This window comes from Ferriphaselus sp. R-1 (genome assembly GCF_000746095.1).
Taxonomy (GTDB): domain Bacteria; phylum Pseudomonadota; class Gammaproteobacteria; order Burkholderiales; family Gallionellaceae; genus Ferriphaselus.
Genome location: NZ_KN050807.1, coordinates 69,303 through 92,633, shown reverse-complemented (window position 1 = coordinate 92,633; position 23,331 = coordinate 69,303). Strand labels below are relative to the sequence as shown.

Sequence of the window (23,331 nt, the reverse complement as noted above, 5' to 3'; positions counted from 1 at the left end):
CGCCCCACCCCATGTCACACGCCAGCGACCTCTTCCGGCAAGCCATGCAGGATGTCACGCCGCTGGCACCCGATGACCGTATAGCGCCCGCCCCGCCGCGTCCCGCCAAGGTCCGCACACACACAGTCGCCCCACTCCCGATCCAAGACAGTTGGTCCGACCACGGTGCGGAGGAGCTTGCCGCGCAGGAGTTCCTGCGCTCCGGCCTGTCGCGCATGACCTTGCGCAAGCTGCGACGTGGGCAATTTCCGGTGCAGGACCAACTCGACCTGCACGGCCTGAGCAGCGAGGGCGCACGCGGCCTGCTGGCACGCTTCATCGCCGACGCTCAGCAACGGCAGCTGCGCTGCGTCAACATCGTGCATGGAAAAGGTCGGGCACCGGATGGCAGTGACGGTCTGCTGAAGCGACTCACCCGCCATTGGTTGAGCCAGCATCCGCTGGTGCTCGCCTGGTGCGAGCCGTCCGCTGCTCTGGGTGGCGGAGGGGCTGTGCTGGTATTGCTGAAACGGACGGAGACCTAGACCGGCGACTCGTCCTCGATCTGGGACAGGAAAACATAGCGGTTCTTGCCGCCGTTCTTGGCCTGATACATGGCGTGATCAGCGCCGTTCAGCAGCGCCTCAGCCTCACCCGCATCTCGGGGATACAGGCTGATGCCGATACTGAGTGTCACTTCCACCACCTGCCCATCCCCCAGATCGAAAGGCCGCGCGATGCTGTTGAGCAGTTTCTGCGCCACCTGGGCGACGCTCTCCGCCCCCTGCACATCGAGCAAGAGCACAGTGAACTCATCCCCTGCCAGACGCGCCACGGTATCGCCCGAGCGCACCGAAGCTTTCATCCGCTCGGCGACCTGCCGCAGCAACTCGTCCCCCTTGGCATGCCCGCAGGTATCGTTCACCGCCTTGAAGCCATCCAGATCCATGAACATCAGTGCCAGTGGCTTGCGGCTACGGCGTGCCTGTACGATGGCCTGTTGCACACGGTCATGGAAAAGGATGCGATTGGGCAGTCCGGTGAGCGCATCATGGTAGGCCATGAAGTGGATCTCTTGTTCCAGCCGTTTCTTTTCCGACACGTCTTGCTGCACGGCCAGGAAATGTGAGAGACGACCGGAAAGGTCATAGAGCGGCGAGACGTTCTGGTTGACGGTATAAAGATGACCATCACGGTGGCGGTTGACGACATCACTGCTCCACACCCGGCCATCCAGCATGGCCTGCCACATCTCCTGCCAGAACCCGGCATCGTGCTGTCCCGACCCGAAGATGCGCGGGTTCTGCCCCAGCAGTTCTTGCACAGGATAGCCGCTGAAGTGTGTCAGTGCCTCATTCATCCATTCGATCGCACCGTCGCTGCGGGTGATGAACATGGCATTCGCGGCCTTGCTCATCGCCAGCGCCAGCAGGCGCAACTCCTGCTGCTCACGCGCCGCCAGCATCGCCACCGTCACGCGCGAAGCAAACGCGGTCAGCCGCTGCACCACTGCCTCGCTGAAGGCTTGCTCGTGAGGTGAATAGATGTTCAGCACACCGATCACATTCCCTTTTACCCCCAGCGGCAGCGACAGGATGCTGCGCAACCCATAGCGCTGCGCCCGGTCGCGCAAATGTGCCAACTCGGGAGTATCCCAGGGCAAGGAGACCGGCACTCCCCGACGGATGGCTAATCCAGCCACGGAATGGTCGGGCGCGGCACCATCCCAGCGCATCGGGATGTCCTGCAGATAACCTTGTGCCCCCGCCGATGCGACTACATCGATGCTGCCATCGGGCTCCTTCAAACCTATCCAGACCAAACGGAAATCGAACAGCTCGATGATGCGCTGAGCGATGTGGCCAACCAGGACGGGAAAGTCGTCACGTCGGAGGATGAACTCATCGACCTCCTGCAGCAGATGGGTGATGACGATCTGCTCACTCAGCTGCATACGTTGCACCGCCGCCGTGAGCTCGCGCCGGATGACCGGCACCAGACGCGAAAGGTCACTGGAAACGAAGACATCCTGCGCGCCATCACGCATGAACTGGGCCTGATTGCGCCCTGTTTCAGTCACCACGAGTATGGGCACATCCAGCGAGCGGATGCGCAGTTCGGTCACCAGCATGCGCAAGTCCAACAGCGGCGACGCCCCAGCGATCAGCAGGTTCAGCGGCTCGGACAGGGCCCCCGCCAAAGTCTCAGCCGTTTCCGCACGCCGGAAAACGACCTCCACACCCTCTTCCCTGAACCGCCCGTCCAACCGCAGCGCCACATCGTCCGATATGGCCACCAACAGTATGGACAGGCGGATGGTCATGACAGCTTAGCTGCCACCCAAGGCTGGACGGCAGCCATCGCTCCCGCCAGATGCTCTGGCTGAGTCCCCCCGGCCATCGCCATATCGGGACGACCGCCACCCTTGCCACCGACCTGCTGTGCGACGAAGTTGACCAACTCACCCGCCTTCACCTTCCCGGTCTGATCGGCAGTCACCCCGGCTGCCAGACTGACTTTGCCGTCAGCGACCGCAGCCAGCACGATGACCGCACTCTTGAGCTTGTCCTTCAGCTTGTCCATGGTCTCGCGCAAGGTGTTGGCATCCGCGCCGTCCAATCTGGCCGCCAACACTTTCACGCCATTGAGGTCCTGGGCTTGAGCCACCAATTCGTCGCCTTGGGCGGAGGCCAGTTTGGATTTCAGCGCGGCAAGTTCCTTCTCCAGCGACTTCACGTTGTCGAGGATCTGCACCACCCGGGCGGCGACCTCTTGCGGTTGCGCTTTCACGGCAGCGGCGACCTGGAACAACTGGTCTTCCTGCTGCTGGATCAAAGCCAGCGCGCCCGCCCCCGTGACTGCTTCGATACGGCGCACGCCTGCGGCCACGCCGGATTCGGCCACGACCTTGAACAGGCCGATGTCGCCGGTGCGCTTGACGTGGGTGCCGCCGCACAGTTCCTTGGACGAGCCTATGGTCAGCACGCGAACTTCGTCGCCATATTTTTCGCCGAACAACATCATTGCGCCGGTCTGCTGCGCGGCCTCGATGCCCATCACGCTGGCATCGGTGGCGGCATTGGCCAGAATCTCGGCATTGACGATGGCCTCGACGCGGCGAATCTCGGCATCGCTCACCGGCTGGGTGTGGACGAAGTCGAAGCGCGTCTTGTCGGGATCGACCTGCGAGCCTTTCTGTTGCACATGAGCGCCCAGCACCTCGCGCAGTGCCTTGTGCATCAAGTGCGTCACCGAGTGGTTGCGCTCGGTCGCAGCACGCGCCGCCAAGTCCACGCGGGCGTTCACGCCGTTGCCGACGGTGAGCTTGCCGGTCTTGACCACGCCGTGGTGGCCGAACACGCTGGCTTGTATCTTCAGCGTATCTTCCACCGCGAAGATGCCGTGCACGCTGCGCAGCTCACCCCGGTCGCCGACCTGACCGCCGGATTCGGCGTAGAACGGGGTGTCGTCCAGTACCACCACGCCCATCTCGCCCTCGTTCAACTCGTTCACCGCCGCGCCGTCCTTGTACAGCGCGAGGATGTTGCCCTTGTGCTCCAGCGTTTGATAGCCATGGAAAGTGGTGGCCGGTCCGTCGTATTCGAGGTTGGTCGCCATCTTGAACTTGCCAGCGGCGCGGGCTTGTTCCTTCTGGCGCGCCATCGCGGCGTTGAAAGCGGCATCGTCCACCGTCACACCCCGCTCGCGGCAAACGTCAGCGGTCAGGTCGAGCGGGAAGCCGTAGGTATCGTGCAGCTTGAAGGCCGTCTCGCCATTGAACACCGCGCCTTCGCTCAACGTGGTCAACTCGGCTTCCAGTATCGCCATGCCATTCTCGATGGTCGCAAAGAAGCGCTCCTCTTCCTGCTTCAAGATCTCCATCACGCGCACTTGCGCGGCAGCGAGTTCGGGGTAGGCACTGCCCATTTGTTCGACCAAGTCGGGCACCAGCTTGTGGAAAAAGGCGGCGCGTGCACCGAGCTTGTAACCATGACGAATCGCGCGTCTGATAATCCGGCGCAGCACATAGCCACGTCCTTCATTGCCGGGGATCACGCCATCGGCGATGAGGAAGGAGCAGGCGCGGATGTGGTCGGCCAGCACTTTCAGCGAGGGGCTGTTCATGTCGGCGCTGGAAGTTTCGCGCGCGGCGGCGGCAATCAGCGCCTGGAACAGGTCGATCTCGTAGTTGGCGTGGACGTGTTGCAGCACCGCCGAGATGCGCTCCAGCCCCATACCGGTATCGACGGAAGGCTTGGGCAACGGGTGCATTACGCCTGCTTCGTCGCGATTGAACTGCATGAACACGTTGTTCCAGATCTCGATGAAACGGTCGCCGTCTTCCTCGGGGCTGCCGGGTGGGCCGCCCCAGATATGATCGCCGTGGTCATAGAAGATTTCGGTGCAGGGACCACAGGGACCAGTGTCGCCCATCATCCAGAAATTGTCGGAAGCGTAGCGCGCGCCCTTGTTGTCGCCGATGCGGATGATGCGCTCACGCGGTACGCCGACCTCGTTGGCCCAGATGTCGTAAGCCTCGTCATCTTCGGCGTAAACGGTAACGGTGAGCTTGTCCTTGGGCAGCTTGTACACCTCGGTGAGCAGCTCCCAGGCGTACTGGATGGCTTCGCGCTTGAAGTAGTCGCCGAAGCTGAAGTTGCCCAGCATCTCGAAGAAGGTATGGTGGCGCGCAGTGTAGCCGACGTTTTCCAGATCGTTGTGCTTGCCGCCTGCACGCACGCATTTCTGCGAAGACGCAGCGCGGGTGTAGGGGCGCTTGTCGAAACCGAGGAACACGTCCTTGAACTGATTCATCCCGGCATTGGTGAACAGCAGTGTCGGATCGTCATGCGGAACCAGCGAGCTGGAAGCGACCACGGCGTGGCCCTTGGAAGCAAAATAATCTAGGAATTTCTGGCGGATCTCGCTGCTTTTCATAATCAACTTTCTGAATACTCGTTCTTTTGCTCAGATACCTGCTACGCAATCCCCCCGGATTCGTTCCTGCAAGTACGCGCGCATTCTATTACCTAATCAGGCCCAGCCACAAGAAGTTTGCCATGCGATTTGCACGCTAAGCCCTTGGATTTTTGAAACAAAAAAGCCTGTGTAACCACAGGCTTCTTGCACCATACTGGTGCCGATGAGCAGACTCGAACTGCTACGGCTTGCGCCACTACCCCCTCAAGATAGCGTGTCTACCAATTTCACCACATCGGCTAAAACTTGTTACTTCGCTGGCGGCACAGTGACCGGAGCCACCGGAACAACCGGCGCCTGACCCGGGATCAAGCCAGGTGTGCCAGCATCCTTGGGCGCGACTGGGGCGACGACCTGCTTGGCCATCACGCCTTGCTGCGCTGTCTGGTGCGAATAGACATAGGTCAGCGACAAGCTGGTGATGAAGAACACGGTCGCTGCGATCGCAGTACTGCGGCTCAAAAAGTTGGCCGACCCAGTCGAGCCGAACAGACTACCTGCCGACCCGGAGCCGAACGCAGCCCCCATGTCGGCACCCTTGCCATGCTGCATCAATACCAGACCGATCAGCACCACGGCTGTCAGCACATGCACTACCCAAATCAAAGATTCCACATCTACTCCAAGTTCGATTAGTTCCCTGCGCGACAGATCGCCAGGAAGTCTTCTGCCACCAAGGCCGCACCGCCGATCAGGCCGCCGTCGATATCCGGCATGGCGAACAATTCTGCCGCATTGCCCGGCTTGACGCTGCCGCCGTACTGGATGATCACCCGCTCGGCCACCGAGGCATCATGCCCAGCGATGCGGTGACGGATGAAGGCATGAACCTCCTGAGCCTGTTCCGGCGATGCCGTTTTTCCGGTACCGATGGCCCACACCGGCTCATAGGCCAGCACGGAGTTACGCAAGGCATGGATGCCGCACATCTCGATCACGATGTCCAACTGAGCAGCTACAACGTCTTCCGTCTTGCCGCCCTCACGATCATCCAGAGTCTCGCCCACACACAGGATGGGAGTCAGCTTGGCCTTCTGCGCGGCGGCGAACTTGCCAGCCACGACCAGATTGGTCTCACCATAAATGGCACGACGCTCGGAGTGGCCGACGATCGCATAGCGGCAACCGAAATCGTTCAACATCTCTGCCGAGACTTCGCCGGTGTAAGCACCCTTCTCCAGCTGGTGCACATCTTGCGCGCCCCACATGACGTTGGAACCGGTCAGCATGTTCTGCGCTTGCGCCAGGTAGGGATACGGCACGCACACGGCGCAATCCACAGTGTTGAGCTGGCTCATGCCCGCGATCACCGCATCGAGCAAGGCCTTGTTCTCAACCATGGAACCGTGCATCTTCCAATTACCTGCCACGAATTTGCGTCGCATCAGCACCCTCTCCAAGTCACTGCATGAAAGGCGCGAATCCTACCCGTGAAATGGTTTCCGGTCAATGCCGCGTAGGGCCTGACGACAGGCCGTACGGGAAGTGGTCAGCGATTGATGAGTTGGCGCAATTCGCCGCTCTGGAACATCTCGCTCATGATGTCCGATCCGCCCACGAACTCGCCATGGATGTAAAGCTGGGGAATGGTCGGCCAGTTGGCATAATCCTTGATGCCCTGCCGCAGCTCGGGATCGCGCAGCACATCCATGCTCAAAAAGTCCCTCACACCCAGCGTATGCAGGATGCGCACTGCGTTGGCGGAAAAGCCACATTGCGGGAATTGGGGCGTGCCCTTCATGTACAGCACGATATGATTCGAGGTCACTTGCTGCCGTATCGTTTCCTGGATGTCCATTCGATCACCTGATTATGTTGAGTCATTTGCTCGGGATTGTATCGAATGCAATGAGGCACGGTCAAGCCGGCCAGCGACCGCCGGTCACCCGTTCGATACCCGCCAGATCGCGGAACGAACGCACCTCGCCGAATCCCCGTTGCTCCAGCAGCGACCTGACCCGATCCGCCTGATCGTAGCCGTGCTCCAGCAGCAACTCACCGCCCGCCCTCAGATAATCCGGCGCAGCGGCCACGATGCGGCGTATGTCATCCAGACCGTCCGCCCCTGAAGCCAATGCTGAAGCGGGTTCGAACGGCAGATCGCCCTGTACCAGATGCGGATCGTCAGCCGCGATGTAAGGCGGATTGGAAACGATCAAATCGTACGTCCGCCCGGCCAGCGCCGCGAACCAGTCACTCTCGACCAGCGCCACATTGAGCAATCCCAGACGCACGGCATTTTCCCGCGCCACCGCCAGTGCCGCCGCCGATGCATCGACCGCCGTCACCAGCGCATCCGGTCTGGCATGGGCGATGGACAATGCGACCGCCCCGCTACCCGTGCCCAGATCGAGCACGCTCGTCGACTGCCTCTGCAACGCCAACTCCACCAGCAACTCGGTATCGGCACGGGGAATCAGCGTAGCCGGGGTGACCTTGAAGTCGAGGCCGAAGAACTCGCGCTCGCCAAGGATGTAGGCCAGTGGCTCACCCGCCAGTCGCCGCGCCAATCCGGCATCGAATCGCGCCTGATGCTCGGGCGCGACCACTTCGCGATCATGCGCGATCAGCCAGGCGCGGTCCACCTGCAACACCGCCTGCAACAGACTCCGCGCTTCGCTGCGCGCCGTCGCCGGATCAAGGCCGAGCGCGGCTTCCAGTGCGGTTTTGCTATGGCTCAACAGGGACAGAATGGAGTGCATGGAGCATTCGGACAGCGGGATCGGAGCGGGATTGTAGCCGCAAATCAGTTATCGGACCTGACGCAGGCTCCCGGCGGGCAGCTATTCGGGGAACGTGCCGTCCACATAGAACCAGCGCCCGTCCTCGCGTACGAATCGGCTGATCTCGTGCAAACGCAAAGCACGCCCGCCGAGCTTGTAACGCGCGACGAATTCGACTGTCGCAGCGTCACCGTCGGCGTGGTGGTGTTTGACCGACAGGCCCAGCCACTTGGGCGCAGGCACTTCCGGGCGCAGTTCCTCCGGGCGGGTACTGGCATGCCATGTCGCCAGCAGATAGGGTGCGAGGTCCAGCACGTAGGCGGTGTAACGCGAACGCATCAAGGCTTCCGCCGTGGGCGCTGCCACGCCAGCGTGCCAAGGCTGGCAACACGCGACATAGCTGCGTCCGCTGCCGCACGGGCAATCGGACAGCGACGTTTGCTTCTTCATACCGGCACCTCGATGAATTCCAGCGCGTTGCCGTCGGGGTCGCGGCAGAACAAGGCGCGCCGCCCGGACTGGCTGACGGTGTAGGCGATGCCCGCAACCTCCAGCCGACGCGCCAGCTCGCCCAGATCGTCCGCCGCCAGCGCCAGATGGCGGTCGCGTCCGCCGTGGGCTGGACGTTGCAGGCCGACTTCGGGGTCGGGCAAGCGCATCAGATGGATCTGCTGCCCCCGCCCCAGGTCGTACCACACACCCTCGAAACCCATCGCAGGCCGTGCCGCATCAGGCGACAGGCTCAGCACATCTTCGTAAAAGGCACGCGAACGCGTCAGATCGGAAGACAGGAACGTGGCATGCAGTACCGAGGAAATCTTCATGACAAAGTGGGGAGCGGGTCGTGGAGGCCGCACTATAGAAGTCACCCAGCGGCAAGGCAAGTTAGAATGGCCGCCGTTTTGGAGCGGAGGTGACATGGAATACCGGAAACTGGGTGGCAGTGATCTGAGCGTATCCGCATTGTGTCTGGGTACGATGACGTTTGGCGAACAGAACAGCGAGGCCGAGGCGCATGCCCAGCTCGATTACGCCGTAGCGCGCGGAGTGAATCTGATCGACACCGCCGAGATGTATCCGGTCGCACCCCGCGCCGAGACCGTGCATCGCACCGAAGCCTACATCGGGACCTGGCTAAAGCGCCAGCCGCGTGACCGGCTCGTCGTCGCCACCAAGATCGCCGGACCCGCGCGCGGTTTCGGCTGGATACGCGGTGGCCCGCGTATCGACCGCGCGCACATCCAGTCCGCCATCGACGGCAGCTTGCGCCGCTTGCAGACCGACTACGTCGATCTCTACCAGATCCACTGGCCCGACCGCTACGTGCCGATGTTCGGAGCCACCCGTTACGATGCCGCGCAGGAGCGCGACAGCACGCCCATCGTCGAACAGTTGCAGGCGCTGGCCGAACTGGTACAGGCTGGCAAGGTACGCCACATCGGCCTTTCCAACGAGACACCGTGGGGTGTGATGGAATTCGTGCGCTGCGCCGAGCAGATCGGCCTGCCGAAGATCGTCAGCGTCCAGAACGCCTACCACCTGATGAACCGCACTTTCGAAGCCGGGCTGGCCGAGGTCTGCCACCACGCCAACGTCGGCCTGCTCGCCTACAGCCCGCTGGCCTTCGGCCACTTGACTGGAAAGTATCTGGAAAACCCGCAGACACCTGGCCGCATCACCCTGTTTCCCGGCTTCGGTCAGCGCTACAACAAGCCCAACGTCCCCGCCGCCAGCGCAGAGTACGTGCGCATCGCTCGCGAAGCGGGACTCAATCCGGCGCAAATGGCGCTGGCTTACGCCCGCAGCCGCCGCTTCACCGCCAGCGTCATTCTGGGCGCGACCACGCTGGATCAGTTGAAAGAGAATCTGGACAGCGCCGAATTTACGCTGGATGCCGAAGTGCTGACCAAGATAGACGCGGTGCACCAGCGCTACCCCGACCCGGCTCCTTAAGATTGCCGGATGACGCCCTGGCGCATCCACTAACGCAGATGCGCCAGGGCGACTTTCAGAAGCCCTCGTCTTCGCGCAGATAGCGCCACTGGCCAGGCGGCAGTTCGGACAGCTTGACCTTGCCGATGCGCACGCGCTTCAGACCGACCACCTTCAGCCCGACCAACTCGCACATGCGACGGATCTGCCGCTTGCGTCCTTCGCGCAGGATGAAACGCAGCTGATCGTCGTTGAGCCAGCTCACCCGGGCCGGGCGCAGCTTCACGCCATCCAGCGTCAAACCGTGGTTAAGCAGCGCCAGCCCGCGCTCGTCCAGCTTACCCTGCACGCGCACCAGATATTCCTTTTCGACCTGCGAGTCGTCGCCAATGAGCTGCTTGGCGATGCGCCCGTCTTGCGTCAATACCAGCAAGCCTTGCGAATCGATGTCCAGCCGCCCTGCCGGCGCGAGACCGCGCAATTGCGCAGGGTGGAAATCGATTGGAGCCGTGTCGCCGCTGTAGCGCGTCGCCGCGCCCACCAACGTCACGGCAGGTTTGTAGCCATCTTCCGCCTGGCCCGACACGTAGCCCACCGGCTTGTGCAGCAGGATGGTGACGCGCGAGCGCTGCTGCGCCTGCGCAGCACGTTCCAGCGTGATACGCTGATCCGGGAATATCCGGGTGCCGAGTTCGCTCACCACCACGCCATCCACCTTCACCCAGCCGCGCTCGATGTAGCTGTCGGCCTCGCGCCGCGAGCACAAGCCCTGCTCGGACATCAGCTTGGAGAGCCTGATTTTTTCCATCAGGCCAGCAAGGTGCGTTGATTGAGCATGTCAGCCACGCCCTGCAACGCGACGCGCACCGATTGGGCGCGCACCACATTGCGCCCGCCGGAGATCAGATGGAGGCGTGCGACGACCTCGCCGTGCTTGCGCGCCCAGGCGAACCAGACGGTGCCGACCGGCTTGTCCGGGGAGCCGCCGTCCGGCCCGGCGATGCCACTGATGGCAAGTGAGATATGGGCATGACTGTGCTGCAAAGCACCCAGCGCCATCTCGCGCACGGTCGCCTCGCTTACCGCGCCGTATCGATCCAGCGTGGCCGGGTTCACGCCCAGCATCTCGACCTTGGCCGCATTGGCATAGGTGACGAAACCGCGCTCGAACCAGGCCGAGCTGCCCGCGATGTCGGTGATGGCTGCCGCCACCGCACCGCCGGTACACGACTCTGCCGCCGCCAGCATCATGCCATGCGACTTGAGCAAACCACCCACCTGTGCCGCGAGGATGTCCATCACAGCCCCCGCGCCAGATCGCGCTGGATGTCTTCCACCGCTTCCAGCCCTACCGCAATACGGATCAAGCCGTCGCTGATGCCGGCCGCCGCACGCGCTTCCGGCGTGATGCGGGCGTGCGTGGTGCTGGCCGGATGGGTGATGGTGGTCTTGGTGTCGCCCAGATTGGCCGTCACCGACAGCATCTGCGTGTTGTCGATCACGCGCCAAGCGGCTTCCTTGCCGCCCTTCACCTCGAACGACACGATGCCGCCGCCGCTCTTCTGCTGCTTCATCGCCAACTCATGCTGCGGGTGCGAGGGCAGGCTGGGATAGAACACCTGTGCCACGTTGGGCTGCGCCTCCAGCCAGCGCGCCAGTTGCAGGGCGTTGGCGCAATGCGCGTCCATGCGCAGCTTCAGCGTTTCCAGCCCCTTGAGAAACACCCAGGCGTTGAACGCGCTCATGGTCGGGCCCGCCGTGCGCAGGAAACCGTACACGCCTTCCAGCCTCTTCTTGTCGCCCAGCACCGCGCCGCCCAGCACCCTGCCCTGCCCGTCGATGTATTTGGTGGCGGAGTGGATCACGACATCCGCGCCCAACTTGAGCGGCTGTTGCAGGATGGGCGTACAGAAGCAGTTGTCCACCGCCAGCAGCGCGCCACATTCCTTGGCCACAGCGGAGATCGCCGCGATGTCGGAGATCTCGGTCAGCGGGTTGGACGGCGTCTCCAGGAAGAACAATCGTGTGTTCGGGCGCACGGCAGCGCGCCACTGCGCCACGTCGGTGGCCGACACATAGCTCGTCTCGATGCCGAACTTGTTCAGGATGTTGTTGAACAGGTTCACCGTCGCGCCGAACAGGCTCTGCGATGCCACCACATGGTCGCCCGCCTTGAGCAGTCCCATGCAGGCGGCCAGAATCGCCGACATGCCGGAAGCCGTGGCGATGCACTGTTCCGCGCCTTCCAGCGCCGCTAGCCGCTGCTCGAACATGGTGACGGTGGGGTTGGTGAAACGCGCGTAGATGTTGCCCGGCTCCTCGCCGATGAAGCGCCGCGCCGCCTGCTCGGCACTGTCGAACACAAAGCTGGAAGTCAGGAACAACGCCTCGCTGTGTTCGTGGAACTGGCTACGTTCGGTGCCGGCACGCACCGCCAGCGTCTCTGGTTGATAGTTTTCAAACTCTGACATGGTGGCTCCCAAAAGCAAAAACCCGGAAAGCTTAGCGCCAAACCGGGTTCACCCGCTTTAGCTGTATTTTTAACGCGCCCGCAAGCTGTTCCTCAAATCGGCGCAGGCGGAAACTAACACTCGCCCCGTGACACGTCAACGACTACATCGACGAGACGCTCATCGCCAGATCCAGCTCCATCTGATCTTCCTCGGCAGACGCTGCCGCCTTGCCGCCGATACGTGCCGCTTCGACGCGCGCCAGATATTCCGGCGTGATGTCGCCGGTGATGTACTGTCCATCGAAGCAGGAGCAATCGAACTGGGTCAGCGTCGGATTGGCTTTCTGTACCGCGCGCTTGAGATCGTCCAGATCCTGATAGATCAGACGATCCGCACTGATCTCGCGGCAGATCTCGTCGTCGGTGCGACCGGTCGCGATCAATTCCTTGCCGCTGGGCATGTCGATGCCGTAGACATTGGGGTACATGACGGGCGGGGCAGCCGAGGCGAAATAGACCTTGCGCGCACCGGCCTCACGCGCCATCTGCACGATCTCGCGGCTGGTGGTTCCGCGCACGATGGAATCGTCCACCAGCAGCACGTTCTTGTCCTTGAACTCGATGCCGATCGCATTCAGCTTCTGGCGCACCGACTTCTTGCGCATCGCCTGCCCCGGCATGATGAAGGTTCGGCCAATATAGCGGTTCTTGACGAAGCCTTCGCGAAACGGGATGCCCAGATGATTCGCCAGTTGCAGCGCACTCGGGCGGCTGGAATCGGGGATGGGAATGACCACGTCGATGTCGTGCCCTCCCCACTCGCGTACCAGTTTATCGGCCAGGAACTCGCCCATGTACAGGCGCGTGGCGTAGACCGAGATGCCGTCCATCACCGAATCGGGGCGGGCGAAATAGACATATTCGAAGATGCACGGGCTGAGCGTGGCCTGCTCCGCGCATTGCTGGCTGTGGAAATTGCCGTCGAAATCGATGAACACCGCTTCGCCCGGCGCGATGTCGCGCACGAATTTGAAGCCCAGCGTATCCAGCGCCACGCTCTCGGAGGCGATCAGATGTTCGGTCTTGCCGTTCATCTCGTGCGTGCCCATCACCAGCGGACGGATGCCGTGCGGATCGCGGAACGCCAGCAGGCCGTAACCGGCGATCATTGCCACCACCGCATACGCGCCCTTCACCCGGCGCTGCACACCCACCACGGCGGCGAATATCTTCTGCGGATCGAGCTTGAAGCCGGTAGCCTGCGCCTGGATCTCATGCGCCAGCACATTGAGCAGCACCTCCGAATCCGAACCGGTATTGATGTGGCGCAGATCCTGCTGGTACATGGCGCGACGCAACTCCTCAGTGTTGGTCAGATTGCCGTTGTGGCCGAGCACGATGCCGAACGGGGAGTTCACATAGAACGGCTGCGCCTCGTTGTGATCGACCGCATTACCGGCGGTCGGATAGCGCACATGGGCGATGCCTGCGTTGCCCTTGAGGGCGCGCATGTTGCGTGTGCGGAACACGTCGCGCACCAAGCCGTTGCCTTTGTGCAGGCAGAACGTACGCCCTTCCAGCGTGGCGATGCCAGCGGCATCCTGCCCACGGTGCTGCAACACCTGCAAGCCGTCATACAACAGCTGGTTGACCGGGGTTTGCGCTACGACACCTAAAATGCCACACATAGATTCAGTCCAATTCGAATATCAATAATGCAGACGCTGGGCCAGATTGTCGGGCAACCAATCCTTCTGTTCCAGCGCGAAGTTGACCAAGGGACGGCTGAGTGCCGCGTCCCGCCAGAATGTCTGCTGCGGCAGGCTGGTCATGCCAGCCAGCCAGACCATGATAAGCACCAGCAGGCCGCCGCGAATCACCCCGAAACCACCGCCCAGAATGCGGTTCACCAAGCCCAGACCGGCCGTACCCATCAGTTTGGAGATCAGCGCAGCGACGGCATCCGAGGCGAACACCACAATCACGAAGATCGCGACGAAGGCGACGATCACCCGCACATATTCAGGCCCCGAGGCGGCAGGCAGCCACACCCCCAGAGTATGGGCATACATCCTGGCCAACTGATAGGCGACGACTAAACCGATGATGGACATCGCCTCATGCGCCAGCCCCCGCCACAAGCCGAGAGCCACCGATAGCAACATCACACCGATCACGACAAAGTCAAAAATGGTCATCATTTACTCCCAATATCCAGCAGATCAGGGTGCAAGCCCAAGCCCTGCAACTTCTGCCGCGCAGCATCCGCAGCCTCATGTGTAGTGAAGGGACCAACACGCAAGCGGGTGCGCGCGCCTGCCGGTTCGGTATAGGCATGGAAGCCGTGCTTCTTCAGTTTGACCTGCCAATCCTTGGCGATCTCGGCATTGGCATACGCCCCGACCTGCAACACGAAGCCAGGCTTGCCACCCTCAGACTTGGCGGGGGATTTGGCTTCCGGCTTGGCCTCGGCTTTAGGCTCAGGCTTTTGTTCCGGTTTCGCGGCGGGTTTCAACTCCGGCTTGGCTGCAGACTGTACTTCAGGCTTCGCGGCTGGTGCCACCGGTGCTGGCTCCGCCACGGGTGCGGGCGCGATGACCGTATCCGTCGGGGCAGCCTGCGGCTCTGCCGCCACAGGAGCCGAAACGTGCTGCGGTGCAACAGCCGCCGGTACAGCCGGGGCTGGCGCCGGTTGAAACGCCGCGACCTTGTCTTTGTCCGGGATGCGTAACTCGATGTCCACCCCGGCTGGCTTGGGTTCGCTGTCCAGCACCATAGGCAGGATCACCGCCACTGCCGTGACCAGCGCCACTGCGCCGATCAGCCTGCGTCGCGCTTGCCGCTTGAGGCCAGCTTCCTCGTCTGTCACCTGTTTTGCCATCGCCCGTACCTGTTGGGAATCAGCCCGCGCGCAGTTTGCGCGCCTGCATCACTTCCGCCACTGTGTAGAATGAACCGAAGGCCGCGATTCTATCACTACCACCCGCCACCTTGCTGGCGTGAAGCAAGGCAGAAGCCGCATTTTCAAACTCCATGATCTCACCGGCCACGTTTACCTCGCGCAGGACTCGCGCCAACTCATCCGCTGTTGCACCGCGTGGTGCGTCTATCCCGGCGACCAGCCAGACATTGATCTGATCGCGCAGCGCCTCCACCACCCCCGTCATATCCTTGTCCTTGAGCATGGCAAACACTGCATAGGTCTTGGCGGGCGGCAGGCTGGCAAGGTTCTGCGCCAGCGAACGCGCCGCGTGCGGGTTGTGCGCGACATCCAGGATCAGCGTTGGCGTGCCCGGCACGAACTGGAAACGTCCTGCCAACTGCACCTCTACCAAACCGCGCCGCACCGCCTCCATACTCACCGGCAAGCGATCATTCAACGCATCCAGCGCGGCCAGCACGGCGCTGGCGTTGTGCAACTGGAAAGCACCGCGCAGTGCGGGAATGGGCAAGGCGTGACGCGAGCCGAGCTTGCTACGATAGTTCCATTGCTGTGCGCCCGCGCCATGAACATTGGCCAGAAGCTCGAAACCAAAATCACGCGCCACGCACCACAACTCCGCCCCGATCTGCTCGGCATGGGCGCGCAAGGCTGACGGCACATCGCTATCGGCGCAGACCGCCACCCTGCCCGGCCGGAAAATGCCCGCCTTCTCGAAGGCAATCTTTTCCCGTGTGTCGCCCAGATAATCAATGTGATCAATGTCCACACTGGTCACCACCGCTACGTCAGCATCGAACACGTTCACCGCATCCAGCCGCCCGCCCAGCCCGACTTCCAGGATGGCGACATCCACCTGGTGCTCGATGAAACACTGCATCGCCGCCAGCGTGCCGAATTCGAAATAGGTCAGTGCTATGTCACCACGTGCCCGCTCGATGGCCTCGAACGATGCACACAGCTCCGCATCGCTCGCCTGACGTTTGGCGATGCGCACGCGCTCGTTGTAATCCAGCAGGTGCGGCGAGGTGTAGCAGCCGACCTTGTATCCGGCAGCGTGCAGTATGGCTTCCAGCATGGCGCAGACCGAGCCCTTGCCGTTGGTGCCACCGACGATGATGACGGGAAATTCAGGGTGCAGATTCAGCCGCTGCTTGACCTCCGCCACCCGCTCCAGACCGAGCGCGATGGTTTTGGGGTGGAGGGATTCAAGATAAGAGAGCCAGTCGGACAGTGTGCTATGCATTTCAGCAATCAGATATTACAACTGCACTCCAAATTTGCGTAGCAGGGGCAGCATGGCAAGATAACAGACTGAAGTGGCCACAGTGGAAATCGCAAGACTAGACCAGAAACCCAGCCCCTGCCGAATAAGCACCGGCAGCAACAGAAACAAGGCCAGTGAAGGCAATACCAACCAGAATATCTGGCCAGACAAATCGGCGATTCGTGTCGGCTCTGCACCCTCAAAATACAGCCACATGAAGGCCAGCAGCGAAGTCAGCGGCAAGGCAGCAATGAGGGCGGCAAATCCACTACTGCGCTTGGCGATCTCCGTCACCGCCACGATGACGGCGGCAGAAACACCGACCTTCAGCGCATAGTAAAACACCGCCCTACGCCGCCTCGCTCTCCACCGCCGCCTGTTTCTGCAGCAGGGTAATCAGTGTAGCCAGTTGTTTGCGCATCTCGCGTCTATCCACAATCATGTCCACGGCACCGTGTTCGAGCAGGAATTCGGCGCGCTGGAAGCCTTCGGGCAAGGTCTCGCGCACGGTCTGCTGGATCACGCGGGCGCCGGCGAAGCCGATCAGTGCGCCGGGTTCAGCGATAACCACATCGCCCATGAAGGCGAAGCTGGCGGACACGCCGCCCATGGTGGGGTCGGTCAGCACGGAGATGAAGGGGAGCTTTTCCTGCGAGAGCTGGGTCAGCGCGGCGCAAGTTTTGGCCATCTGCATCAGCGACAACAAGCCTTCCTGCATGCGCGCGCCGCCGCTGGCAGCGAAACAGACGAAGGGGCAACGCTGCTCCAGCGCGACTTGCACGCCGCGCACAAAGCGCTCGCCGACGACGGAACCCATCGAGCCGCCCATGAAGCTGAATTCGAACACGGCGGCGACCACCGGCACGGACTGGATGTTGCCTTGCATCACCACCAGCGCATCATCCTCGCCCGTGCTCTTTTGCGAGGCGGTCAGGCGGTCGGTGTATCTCTTCTGATCCTTGAACTTGAGCGTGTCCACCGGCTGCACTTCGGTACCGATCTCGAAACGGCCTTCGCTATCGAGCAAGGCGTTCAGGCGCGCACGCGCGCTGATACGGTGATGGTGGCTACAGGTCGGACATACGTCGAGATTCTTTTCCAGATCGGTGTGATACAGCACGGTCTGGCAGCTCGGACACTTGAACCAAAGTCCTTCCGGCACGTTCTTTTTGGCTTCTTCTCCTCCCCGACGATTGATCTTGGGGGGTAACATCTTTTGGAACCAGCTCATGGCATTTCCTCCTAATTTTGCGTCGCTCCCGTCTGGACGACGGAAGCCCGGTAGTTCGCACTCAGGCCCGATCGACGGCCTGTCTCAGTTCGCCAACCAGGGTCGCTACATGGGCGACCACATTTTGTTCTGTCGAATTCTCGATCTCCTGCACGATGCGACTGCCGACCACCACGCCATCGCACAGCTTCGCCACCGCTTCAGCAGTAGCCGCATCGCGGATACCGAAACCTACTCCGATGGGCAGGTCAAGGTAACGGCGCATGTGCGGCATCTTCTCCTCGATGGCGGACAGGTCGAGGTTGCCCGCCCCAGTCACGCCCTTGAGTGACACGTAGTACACGTAGCCGCGCGCCAGCTTGGCCACAGCGGCGATGCGCTCGTCGCTGGTGGTCGGCGCCAGCAGGAAGATCGGATCGACCCCATACGCCTCCAGATGCTCGAACGCCTCGTGACTTTCTTCCGGCGGAAAATCGACCGTCAGCACGCCATCCACACCGACCTCGGCGCAGCGTTTGGCGAACACCTCCCAGCCCATCGCTTCGATCGGATTGCCGTAGCCCATCAGCACCACCGGCGTAGTCGTGTCCAGCTGGCGGAACTCCGCCACCATGGCCAGCACGCTGCGCAGGCTGACACCTTGCTTGAGCGCACGTTCGGAAGCGCGCTGGATGGTCGGGCCGTCCGCCATCGGGTCGGAGAATGGCACGCCCAGTTCCAGCACGTCCGCACCCGCCGCGACCAAACCATGCAACAAGGGCACGGTCAGCTGGGGCGAGGGGTCACCGGCGGTGATAAACGGGATCAGCGCCTTGCGCTGAGCGGCTTTGAGTCTGGCAAAGGTCGTCTGGATGCGGCTCATAGCGTGATCCCCTTGATGCGCGCCACCGTGTTCATGTCCTTGTCGCCGCGACCGGACAGATTCACCAGCAGCACTTTGTCCTTGCCCATGGACGGCGCGATCTTGATCGCGTGCGCCAAGGCGTGGCTGGATTCCAGCGCCGGGATGATGCCCTCAAAGCGGCACAACGCGTCGAAGGCAGCGATGGCCTCGTCGTCGTCAGCGGCCACATACTGAGCACGCCCTATATCCTTGAGCAAGCAATGCTCAGGGCCGACACCGGGGTAGTCCAGTCCGGCGGAGATGGAGTGCGTCTCGATGATCTGGCCGTTCTCGTCCTGCATCAGATTGACCTTGTTGCCGTGCAGCACGCCGACCTTGGCGTTCGCGGTGAGCGGCGCGGCGTGTTTGCCGCTGGCGACACCGTAACCGCCCGCCTCCACGCCGATGATCTGCACGTTCGGCACGTCGATATAGGGATGAAACAGGCCGATGGCGTTGGAGCCGCCGCCCACGCAGGCGATCACCGCATCCGGCTGGCGACCGATCATCTCCGGCATCTGCACCTTGGCTTCGTTGCCGATCACGCATTGGAAGTCGCGCACCATCATCGGATACGGGTGCGGACCTGCTGCGGTACCGAAGATGTAGAAAGTGGACTCGACGTTGGTGACCCAGTCGCGGATAGCTTCGTTGCAGGCATCTTTCAACGTCTTGGAGCCGCTCTCCACCGGCACGACAGTCGCGCCCAGCAACTTCATGCGGAACACGTTGGGTGCCTGGCGCTGGATGTCTTCCGCGCCCATGTACACGATGCATTCCATGCCGAAGCGTGCGGCTACGGTGGCCGTCGCCACGCCGTGCATGCCCGCGCCGGTCTCGGCGATGACGCGCTTCTTGCCCATGCGCTTGGCCAGCAAGGCCTGGCCGATGGCGTTGTTGATCTTGTGCGCGCCGGTATGATTCAGGTCTTCGCGCTTGAGGTAGATCTGCGCGCCACCCAGACTGTCGGACAGGCGCTTGGCGTGGTAGATGGGGCTGGGACGGCCAACGTAGTGTTTCAGTTCGTGGGCGAACTCGGCCTTGAATTCGGGATCGTCGCGGAAGCGCAGGTACTGCACGCGCAGCTCTTCCACAGCGGGTATGAGCGTCTCGGCCATGTAGATGCCGCCGAACTGGCCGAAGTGGCCGCCTTGGTCTGGATAGTTATAACTCAATGCACTTAACCTCTTTGATGAATGCGGCGATCTTCGCCGCATCTTTGATTCCTTTTGCCGACTCCACGCCGCTGGACACATCCACCGCGTAAGGCCGCACTGCAGCTATCGCCGCCGCCACGTTGCCCGCATGCAAACCACCGGACAGGATCACCGGCAGCGGCAGGTGTTGCGGGATGAGCGCCCAATCAAAGGATTCGCCCGTGCCGCCGTGCGTGCCTTCGACGTAGGCATCCAGCAGCAACGCCTGCGCGTCGGCATAACGCGCCGCGCATTGTAGCAAATCCACCCCCGCCTTGACCCGGATCGCCTTGAGATAAGGTCGGGCAAACTGCCGACAGAACTCCGGCGACTCTTCGCCGTGGAACTGCAACACATCGAGCGGCACCTGCTGCAACACGGCGCGCACCTCGGCTGCGCTGGCATTGACGAACAGCCCGACGACAGTGACGAAGGGCGGCAGCGCAGCCAGCAGAAGTCGCGCCTGCTCGGGCGTGACGTAGCGCGGACTCTGCGCGTAGAACACCAGTCCGATGGCATCCGCACCGCTGGCGGCGACGCGCTGGATGTCTGCAACGCGGGTCAGGCCGCACACCTTGATTCTAGTCATCTCGAACACACTAAATTCAGCACGAGCCGCATTGTAAGTGCATTCGTGCCCGCGACCAAATTCATGGACCTCGCGCGACCGCCGCTCGGCTATAATCCGGCGCAATTCAGCCTATCCGACCCACCATGCAAATCACCCGCAGACTGGAATTCGATGCCGGACATCGCATTCCCAACCACAACAGCCAGTGCCGCCATCTGCACGGCCATCGCTACGCACTGGAGATCACCCTGTCCGGCGACATCATCACCACCGAAGGACTCTCCGAACAAGGCATGGTGATGGATTTCTCCGAGGTGAAACGTATCGCGAAAGAGATCGTGGTGGACACCTGGGACCATGCTTTCCTGGTGTATCGGGGCGACCGGAGCGTGCTGGATTTTCTGGCGACCATGCCCGGGCACAAGACCGTGGTGCTCGACGTGCCCCCCACCGCCGAACATCTGGCCATGATCGCCTTCGAGCTGCTCGACAGCGCCTACCGCGACACTTATGGCAACCACCTGCAACTGGAACGGGTGCGCCTGTATGAAACCCCCAACAACTGGGCCGACCATCTGAGAACCGCATAACCACTGGAGTGCATCGTGAACCTGACCGACGAAACGTTGAGCCTGCTGCAAGAGTCCCCCTTGTTCTTCGGTGTCTCGGAAGAGATCCTCGGTCGCCATCTGGAAGAAGCCAGCACGCTCCATCTCGCCCCCGGTCAGACGCTGCTCTCGCCCGGGGACGCCAACGACAAGGTCTACGTCATACTCTCGGGGCGGCTGCGCCTCAGTTCCCTCAGCTTGGGTGACGAGCCCATCGCGATGTTCGGCCCCGGAGAATCAGTGGGCGAGATGTCGATACTCGATGACAGCAAGGCCTATGCCTACCTGATGGCCGATACCGAGTGCGAACTGCTTTCCATCGACCACGCCACCCTCTGGTCGCTGGTGAACGACTCGCACCAGGCGGCGCGCAACATGCTCAACATACTGGCACTGCGCATCCCCATCAGTGAGCGCAACATCCACGACGACATCGAAAGTCGTCAGGGTTACGCCGGATTGAATCATGTGGATGAGTTGACCGGCCTCTACAACAGCCAATGGATGTACCAGATGTTCAGCCGCCAGATCCACCGCTGCGCCATGGACAAGGGCTACGCCACGCTGATGATGGTCAGCATCGACCAGTTCAAGCACTACAACCAGCAGCATGGCCGTTTGGGCGGCGATCAGGCACTGCGCACCATCGCCCAGACCATCCTCGGCTGCTTGCGCCCGAACGATCAGGCGGCACGCTTCCACGGCAAGATGTTCGCCGTGTTCCTGCCCCGCACCACGCTGGAGGAAGGCCACAAAGCGGCCGAGCGACTACGCAGACAGGCCGAGAGCGCCTTCATCGTCACGCCGAGCGGGGATGCCCTGCCGCAAGCCACAATCTCGATCGGCCTGGCCCAAGTACATGTCGAAGAGAGCCTCGACCAGCTTCTACATAAGGCTGAAGCGGCACTGCAGCGCGCCAAGCTGGCAGGACGCAACCGTATCAGCGACTAGCCCGCCGCCCCGGCGACACGGTCACGACCGCGCTCCTTGGCCTGATACAAGGCGTGGTCGGCTGCCTGGATCAGAGTCTGCGGGGATGCCTTGTCGCTGGGCAGGATGGTGGCGACACCACAACTCACCGTGACATGCTTGAATGGTGATCGTTTGTGCGGCAAGTCGAGCGCGGCAACGTTCTGCCGGATGTAGTTGGCCACCCACACCGCGCCATCCATCTCGGTATCCCCCAGAATCAGCGCGAACTCCTCACCCCCATAACGTGCCGCCACATCGCTGGCGCGGGGAGCAGAACGGGCCAGCTGTTTGGCCACAGCTTGCAGGCAGGCATCTCCGGCTTGATGGCCGTAAGTATCGTTGTACTGTTTGAAGAAATCCACATCCACCATCACCAGCGCCAGCGGCTTGCCCGCACGCAGGCAGCGCCGCCACTCACGCGACAGCAGTTCATCGAACATGCGCCGGTTGGCGATGCCGGTCAGCCCGTCGGTGGTGGAGAGACGCTGCAACTCGCGGTTGGCTGCGTCCAGCTTGTGAGTGGTCTCGACCAGTTTGCGTTGCATCTCGACCAGGCGGCGCATCGCCGAGATCTTGGCTTGCAGCACCACCTGACTGATCGGCTTCATCAGGTAATCGTCGCCGCCTGCGGTGATACCGTGCACCAGATCTTCGTCCTTGGTCATGCTGGTCAGGAAGATAATCGCGGTCCACTCGTCGGGATGTTCCTTGGCGCGGATGCGCCGGGCGATCTCGAAACCGTCGATGTCCGGCAGCAGGGCATCCAGCAAAATGATATCCGGGCGCTCGCGCTCATACAACTCCAGAGCCGCCATCCCGGTCTCAGCCGTCAGCGGATCGGCGATTCCCATGCGCTCCAGATAGTTGCACAATCCTTTGAGCACCACCTTACTGTCCTCGACGACGAGAACCTTCAACTCGATATGGCTGCTGCCCGACATGCCCTACTCCCGGAGGTTATTTCCTGCGCTGCCTCATGAATTCCGCCACAGCGGGCAGGAACGAAATGGCGATGATGCCCAGGATGATGAGCATCAGGTTGTCCTTGACCGCCGGGATGTTGCCGAAGAACAGTCCGCACAGGGTGAAGAAGCCAATCCAGGCCACACTGCCCAGCGCGCTGAAGGTCAGAAAGAAGCGGTAGCTCATCTCGCCTATGCCGGCCACGAACGGCGCGAAAGTACGCACGACGGGCAGGAAGCGTGCGAACAGGATGGTCTTGCCGCCGTGCTTCTCATAGAAGGCGTGCGTCTTTTCCAGATGTTCGTGTTTGAGCCAGCGGCCATTGCTGCGCTCGACCAAGCGCTTGCCGATCAAGCGCCCGATCCAGTAGTTGGTGTTGTCGCCCGAGAACGCCGCCAGCATCAGCAATGGAGCCAGCAACTCAATCTGCATCGCTCCCGTGCCGCACAGCGCACCCGCCACAAACAGCAGCGAATCGCCCGGCAGAAAGGGCGCGACCACCAGGCCGGTCTCGCAGAAGATGATGAGAAACAGGATGCCATACACCCAGACGCCATACTCCTGCGTCAGCAGTTGCAGATGGACATCCAGATGCAGGATGAGGTCGATAAAGGTCGCCAGCATAACGGCCCC

The 23,331-nt window shown here is 62.0% G+C and carries 26 protein-coding genes, 1 tRNA gene and 1 riboswitch; of the genes, 4 read left to right on the top strand and 23 right to left on the bottom strand.

Annotated elements, in window-relative coordinates; translation table 11 throughout:
- The first annotated feature begins 11 nt into the window (after positions 1-11).
- Complete coding sequence (locus DM08_RS11365) at positions 12-524, top strand: Smr/MutS family protein (RefSeq protein ID WP_035384765.1); 513 nt, start codon at positions 12-14, stop codon at positions 522-524.
- On the opposite strand, the gene DM08_RS12400 is transcribed toward DM08_RS11365, so the two are convergent.
- From DM08_RS12400 to DM08_RS11320, 9 genes are all read right to left on the bottom strand, one after another.
- Entirely contained in the window at positions 521-2,302 is a 1,782-nt protein-coding gene (locus tag DM08_RS12400; RefSeq protein ID WP_051938185.1) for a sensor domain-containing diguanylate cyclase, read from the bottom strand. The two genes, DM08_RS11365 and DM08_RS12400, sit on opposite strands and share 4 nt — an antisense overlap.
- Complete coding sequence (alaS, locus tag DM08_RS11355; protein WP_035384764.1) at positions 2,299-4,917, bottom strand: alanine--tRNA ligase; 2,619 nt, start codon at positions 4,915-4,917, stop codon at positions 2,299-2,301. Before alaS ends, DM08_RS12400 begins: the two co-directional genes overlap by 4 nt.
- 197 nt (positions 4,918-5,114) lie before the next feature.
- Positions 5,115-5,199: transfer RNA gene (locus DM08_RS11350), tRNA-Leu, on the bottom strand.
- Positions 5,200-5,208: 9 nt separating this feature from the next.
- Complete coding sequence (gene secG / locus DM08_RS11345) at positions 5,209-5,574, bottom strand: preprotein translocase subunit SecG (RefSeq protein ID WP_035384763.1); 366 nt, start codon at positions 5,572-5,574, stop codon at positions 5,209-5,211.
- A gap of 17 nt (positions 5,575-5,591) precedes the next feature.
- A complete protein-coding gene (tpiA, locus tag DM08_RS11340; protein ID WP_035384762.1) occupies positions 5,592-6,344 on the bottom strand; it encodes a triose-phosphate isomerase in 753 nt (250 codons plus the stop codon).
- A 104-nt stretch (positions 6,345-6,448) separates the two neighbouring features.
- Complete coding sequence (gene grxD / locus DM08_RS11335; protein ID WP_035384761.1) at positions 6,449-6,757, bottom strand: Grx4 family monothiol glutaredoxin; 309 nt, start codon at positions 6,755-6,757, stop codon at positions 6,449-6,451.
- Between the two features lie 61 nt (positions 6,758-6,818).
- Positions 6,819-7,661, bottom strand: coding sequence for a peptide chain release factor N(5)-glutamine methyltransferase (gene prmC, locus DM08_RS11330; protein WP_088177618.1), 843 nt, complete (start codon positions 7,659-7,661; stop codon positions 6,819-6,821).
- Between the two features lie 81 nt (positions 7,662-7,742).
- On the bottom strand, positions 7,743-8,132 hold the full coding sequence (locus DM08_RS11325) for a YchJ family protein (RefSeq protein ID WP_035384760.1): 390 nt from the start codon (positions 8,130-8,132) through the stop codon (positions 7,743-7,745).
- Positions 8,129-8,506 (bottom strand): VOC family protein, encoded by a 378-nt coding sequence (locus DM08_RS11320; RefSeq protein ID WP_035384759.1) that lies wholly within the window; start codon positions 8,504-8,506, stop codon positions 8,129-8,131. Before DM08_RS11320 ends, DM08_RS11325 begins: the two co-directional genes overlap by 4 nt.
- 94 nt (positions 8,507-8,600) lie before the next feature.
- Between DM08_RS11320 and DM08_RS11315 the strand changes: the two genes are divergently transcribed.
- The gene (locus DM08_RS11315; RefSeq protein WP_035384758.1) at positions 8,601-9,635 is read left to right on the top strand and encodes an NADP(H)-dependent aldo-keto reductase; all 1,035 of its coding nucleotides are present in this window, start codon (positions 8,601-8,603) and stop codon (positions 9,633-9,635) included.
- Between the two features lie 55 nt (positions 9,636-9,690).
- Here the strand turns inward: DM08_RS11315 and DM08_RS11310 are convergent, their stop codons facing one another.
- The 12 genes from DM08_RS11310 to DM08_RS11255 all read right to left on the bottom strand — a co-directional run bounded on the left by DM08_RS11310 (position 9,691) and on the right by DM08_RS11255 (position 20,182).
- Positions 9,691-10,422 (bottom strand): pseudouridine synthase, encoded by a 732-nt coding sequence (locus DM08_RS11310; protein ID WP_035384757.1) that lies wholly within the window; start codon positions 10,420-10,422, stop codon positions 9,691-9,693.
- Positions 10,422-10,913 (bottom strand): nicotinamide-nucleotide amidase, encoded by a 492-nt coding sequence (gene pncC / locus DM08_RS11305; protein ID WP_035384756.1) that lies wholly within the window; start codon positions 10,911-10,913, stop codon positions 10,422-10,424. Before pncC ends, DM08_RS11310 begins: the two co-directional genes overlap by 1 nt.
- Positions 10,913-12,085: an O-succinylhomoserine sulfhydrylase gene (locus DM08_RS11300; protein ID WP_035384755.1), complete on the bottom strand. Its 1,173-nt coding sequence runs from the start codon at positions 12,083-12,085 to the stop codon at positions 10,913-10,915. Before DM08_RS11300 ends, pncC begins: the two co-directional genes overlap by 1 nt.
- Before the next feature lie 36 nt (positions 12,086-12,121).
- Positions 12,122-12,199: riboswitch (SAM riboswitch) on the bottom strand.
- Between the two features lie 28 nt (positions 12,200-12,227).
- Positions 12,228-13,754 (bottom strand): amidophosphoribosyltransferase, encoded by a 1,527-nt coding sequence (gene purF / locus DM08_RS11295; RefSeq protein WP_035384754.1) that lies wholly within the window; start codon positions 13,752-13,754, stop codon positions 12,228-12,230.
- Between the two features lie 21 nt (positions 13,755-13,775).
- Positions 13,776-14,264: a CvpA family protein gene (locus DM08_RS11290; RefSeq protein ID WP_035384753.1), complete on the bottom strand. Its 489-nt coding sequence runs from the start codon at positions 14,262-14,264 to the stop codon at positions 13,776-13,778.
- Entirely contained in the window at positions 14,264-14,947 is a 684-nt protein-coding gene (locus DM08_RS13310) for an SPOR domain-containing protein (RefSeq protein WP_051938183.1), read from the bottom strand. The genes DM08_RS11290 and DM08_RS13310 overlap by 1 nt, the downstream gene beginning before the upstream one ends.
- A 19-nt stretch (positions 14,948-14,966) precedes the next feature.
- Positions 14,967-16,253, bottom strand: coding sequence for a bifunctional tetrahydrofolate synthase/dihydrofolate synthase (gene folC, locus DM08_RS11280; protein ID WP_088177617.1), 1,287 nt, complete (start codon positions 16,251-16,253; stop codon positions 14,967-14,969).
- Between the two features lie 15 nt (positions 16,254-16,268).
- Positions 16,269-16,619 (bottom strand): DUF3147 family protein, encoded by a 351-nt coding sequence (locus DM08_RS11275; protein ID WP_035384751.1) that lies wholly within the window; start codon positions 16,617-16,619, stop codon positions 16,269-16,271.
- Between the two features lie 4 nt (positions 16,620-16,623).
- Positions 16,624-17,505 (bottom strand): acetyl-CoA carboxylase, carboxyltransferase subunit beta, encoded by an 882-nt coding sequence (gene accD / locus DM08_RS11270; RefSeq protein WP_035384750.1) that lies wholly within the window; start codon positions 17,503-17,505, stop codon positions 16,624-16,626.
- Between the two features lie 61 nt (positions 17,506-17,566).
- Positions 17,567-18,367: a tryptophan synthase subunit alpha gene (gene trpA, locus DM08_RS11265; protein WP_035384749.1), complete on the bottom strand. Its 801-nt coding sequence runs from the start codon at positions 18,365-18,367 to the stop codon at positions 17,567-17,569.
- Complete coding sequence (gene trpB, locus DM08_RS11260) at positions 18,364-19,605, bottom strand: tryptophan synthase subunit beta (protein ID WP_051938181.1); 1,242 nt, start codon at positions 19,603-19,605, stop codon at positions 18,364-18,366. Before trpB ends, trpA begins: the two co-directional genes overlap by 4 nt.
- The gene (locus DM08_RS11255) at positions 19,553-20,182 is read right to left on the bottom strand and encodes a phosphoribosylanthranilate isomerase (protein WP_255358325.1); all 630 of its coding nucleotides are present in this window, start codon (positions 20,180-20,182) and stop codon (positions 19,553-19,555) included. The genes trpB and DM08_RS11255 overlap by 53 nt, the downstream gene beginning before the upstream one ends.
- 116 nt (positions 20,183-20,298) lie before the next feature.
- Between DM08_RS11255 and queD the strand changes: the two genes are divergently transcribed.
- Both queD and DM08_RS11245 read left to right on the top strand, forming a co-directional pair.
- On the top strand, positions 20,299-20,745 hold the full coding sequence (gene queD, locus DM08_RS11250; RefSeq protein ID WP_035384747.1) for a 6-carboxytetrahydropterin synthase QueD: 447 nt from the start codon (positions 20,299-20,301) through the stop codon (positions 20,743-20,745).
- A 15-nt stretch (positions 20,746-20,760) separates the two neighbouring features.
- A complete protein-coding gene (locus DM08_RS11245) occupies positions 20,761-21,714 on the top strand; it encodes a GGDEF domain-containing protein (RefSeq protein ID WP_035384746.1) in 954 nt (317 codons plus the stop codon).
- Here the strand turns inward: DM08_RS11245 and DM08_RS11240 are convergent.
- Together DM08_RS11240 and DM08_RS11235 are read right to left on the bottom strand one after the other, a co-directional pair.
- A complete protein-coding gene (locus DM08_RS11240; RefSeq protein WP_081908889.1) occupies positions 21,711-22,676 on the bottom strand; it encodes a diguanylate cyclase in 966 nt (321 codons plus the stop codon). The genes DM08_RS11245 and DM08_RS11240 overlap by 4 nt on opposite strands.
- Positions 22,677-22,692: 16 nt before the next feature.
- Entirely contained in the window at positions 22,693-23,322 is a 630-nt protein-coding gene (locus DM08_RS11235; RefSeq protein ID WP_035384745.1) for a DedA family protein, read from the bottom strand.
- Between the last annotated feature and the right edge of the window lie 9 nt (positions 23,323-23,331).